General features: G+C 52.5%; 3 protein-coding genes and 1 pseudogene. 1 reads left to right on the top strand and 3 read right to left on the bottom strand.

Going from position 1 to position 2,485, the window contains the following annotated elements; translation table 11 throughout:
- The 3 genes from BM122_RS20980 to BM122_RS20970 all read right to left on the bottom strand — a co-directional run.
- Window positions 1-269, bottom strand: a 269-nt coding sequence (locus BM122_RS20980; protein ID WP_074907591.1) for an IS630 transposase-related protein, incomplete at its 3' end; no start/stop codon positions are given.
- 19 nt (window positions 270-288) lie between these two features.
- On the bottom strand, window positions 289-417 hold the full coding sequence (locus tag BM122_RS26465) for a group II intron maturase-specific domain-containing protein (protein WP_083398649.1): 129 nt from the start codon (window positions 415-417) through the stop codon (window positions 289-291).
- Window positions 418-465: 48 nt separating this feature from the next.
- The gene (locus BM122_RS20970) at window positions 466-1,434 is read right to left on the bottom strand and encodes a reverse transcriptase domain-containing protein (protein ID WP_143083590.1); all 969 of its coding nucleotides are present in this window, start codon (window positions 1,432-1,434) and stop codon (window positions 466-468) included.
- Window positions 1,435-1,937: 503 nt separating this feature from the next.
- Between BM122_RS20970 and BM122_RS20960 the strand changes: the two are divergent.
- Window positions 1,938-2,195, top strand: a pseudogene (locus BM122_RS20960) (transposase domain-containing protein); the annotation flags it as partial.
- Window positions 2,196-2,485 lie beyond the last annotated feature (290 nt).

Genomic DNA, 2,485 nt, shown 5'->3' with positions numbered 1-2,485 from the left:
AGCGCCAGAAAAATAGCGTTTTGCGCCACACCCAAACGTTTTGCCCGCTCGTACTGATAAGCATCAGGATAATCGCGAATATCCTGCCGCAACACCTCAAGATCAATCTTGCGTTGGCGAAACCCTTGAGGTTTACGATGGATGTTCTTAACCCAACGCGTCACGCTCGCCACGCCAACATCAAACCGGGCCGCCACCTCGGCTATCGTAAGTCCTTTTTTCTCTCTGACAGATAGGACTTTACGGCGGAAATCCAGTGAATAGGCCATCTCTAAATTATAATCAAAATTATCTGGTTGTGCTATAGTTGGCCCAACCTCGGATTATCAGATTCAGTTCCGCAATCCTACTATCCACGCTGGACGCTTTCCAACGCGACGACGTGACGTTATGGATACCCTGCTTTAACCGTTTGATCGCTTTCTTGGAAGGCCGTTTGCCCCAATAGGGATGCCCATCTTTGCCTTAGAACTGGCCCAAGGTATAACCAAGAAAATCAAGATGCTCGTCAGGTAATTTGACTAGCCGAGTTTTCTTCTCATTGACTATGAGTCCCAATCGTGACATAAGGTGACGCATTGCGGCCATCGCTTTCTCCCCACACCCATTTGGACAGAGAATCACCAGATCATCGGCGTAGTTGACTACTTCTGCTCGAAGTCGTTGGCCAAAACCGAATTTCTGCCAAGCCAGAAGGAATCGTCGGAAATACAGATTACTCAACAAGGGAGAAATGATTCCCCCCTGTGGTGTACCTCGTTGTTTGTCCTTGGTTTCCGTGGTTCGGCGTTCGCCGCGCTCGTCGCGTTCAATGACAGCGACCTTCAGCCATTTCCGGATCACTGGCAGCCCAGTACCATCGCTCACCCGGCGGCTCACGCAGCGCATCAGCTCGCCATGAGGAATCGTGTTGAAGTAATCGGATAAATCTCCGTCTACCACTTCCCGCTTCCCCCGTTGAGTAATGCCGAAATGAATTGCCCTAATCGCCATCTTGGCATCCGATCCTGGGCGAAATCCGTATTGCCGCGGCAATAGGTCGACTTCGAAAACCGGACCTAAAACCAGCAGTACTGCCATCTGCACCACTCGGTCCCGAATCGTCGGAATGCCCAAAGGGCGCTGTCCCCCCTGAGCTTTGGGTATCCATACGCGCAGCAAGGGCTGCGGCTGATAACCACCCACCCGCAACTCCTGCTGCAATCTTTCTAGCCACTCGTCCCACCCCTGGTCCTCGATCTGCTTGAAACTGATGCTGTCGTAGCCCGGTGCTCCACGATTCGCGCGGCAACCCCGATAAGCAACCCGCAGTACACCGGTCCGGTAGACCTTGTCCCATAAACTGTAAAAACGAAAAGCTGGTTCTGCCTTGGCTTTCGCCTGTAATGAAGTCTGTAATGTCTGAACTTTACTCATCAAGGTTGGTAGACTCACGTCAATCCCCTCGCTCTTATCACTTTCCTCATCGCGTTTCGAAACAGGGCGCCTTCGCTCTTCCAGTATTACCCGGCCTCAACACTACTACACGCCCATCCGTCATCCCCATTGGCCAGCTCTATCCCTCACAGGATCACCGTTGTTTGTTGCCACCGGACATCCTTGAGGACTTCCCTTGTTGCCCATCCGATCTCTCCCATGCGCGCTGTCACCACTATCCCGGTGGGATTCTTGTGGCTAAGTCGCTCAGCTTCCACAAGAACAACGGCCTTCCCCGTTATTGTGGCGGGTCGGCTCCCACGACGACATTTCGAGGCCTGCTCAGTGTTCACTCTCGTTACGGCCCGCATGGCCCGTTGATCTCCCAGGGAGACCTTTTCTTGTAGTGCTTCAGCCCATTTGTTACCTCCTGGACCGCTACAAGTACTTCCGGCTGGAGCGATAGTTAGCCAAGTCGGATTTGCACCGACGAATCAGATGCGCCTTAGCAAGGCACACACAACAATGCGATCGAAAACACTATTCGCCCCATCGCGCTCGGCAAGAAAAACTGGTTGTTCACCGGCTCCGAACGCGCCGGAAAACGTGCCGCCGCCATTCAAACCCTACTCGGCACAGCAAAACTCAACGGCCTCAATCCCACAGAATGGCTAGCCGACACCCTCGAAAAACTCCCCACCTGGCCTAACAGCCGAATCGATGAATTGCTACCGCTTGCACCGGAGACTATTGAAGCATTGTTGAAGGAATGTGGATAGGTGGTGGGGTTGGAGGGATACGTTGAAATGCTGGCAATGCGCCTTGGTGAGAGTCACTATAACTGGCACAAGCAGTCTCAGCGCCTTTGGCAAATGCTTCGTCTATAGGTGTACTTCCCAGCAAAAGCTGGCAATTTTGCGTACTCTCAGAAAGAGATGGGTTGAGAGATAGTGCCTCTGTTATTTTGGGAATACCGTATCCCTCCAACCCCACCACCTACCCACGTTCCTTCAATAATGCTTCAATAGCCTCCGGTGCAAGCGGCAACAATTCATCGATTCGGCTGTTA

The organism is Nitrosomonas communis (assembly GCF_900114745.1).
In the GTDB taxonomy this organism is placed as follows: Bacteria; Pseudomonadota; Gammaproteobacteria; order Burkholderiales; family Nitrosomonadaceae; genus Nitrosomonas; species Nitrosomonas communis_A.
The sequence above is the reverse complement of the archived record's forward strand: the minus strand, read 5'-3'. Positions and strand labels throughout refer to the sequence as shown.